Raw genomic sequence first — 276 nt, forward strand, 5'->3', positions numbered from 1 at the left:
TGCGCAAACGGCCCCACGACCGAGAAGCCGAGGTCGGCCGTCAGCAACATTATGCGCCGAACGGAAGCGGCCAGTTCGCAGAGCGTGGCAATGAACTCGCGCCCCACGCCAGCGCCTCGCTCTCCGCAAGGGCTATCGCGTATTGCTCGACCGACATCGGCAAATAGTGCCAATTCACCTGGCGCTCCATGAAGCTCACGCCACGACCCGAGATGGTCACCGCCAACACCACAAGCGGCTGCAGCGGACGCGGGGTCAGTGCCTCGCGAACAGCCG

1 pseudogene is annotated in these 276 nt (G+C 64.9%); it reads right to left on the minus strand.

The annotated features are described in order from the left end of the window. Positions 1–49: 49 nt before the first annotated feature. Positions 50–276, minus strand: a pseudogene (locus tag KVT37_RS32200) (hypothetical protein); the annotation flags it as partial.

Origin of the sequence: Mesorhizobium sp. GbtcB19 (assembly GCF_019091085.1) — a bacterium.
In the GTDB taxonomy this organism is placed as follows: Bacteria; Pseudomonadota; Alphaproteobacteria; order Rhizobiales; family Rhizobiaceae; genus Mesorhizobium.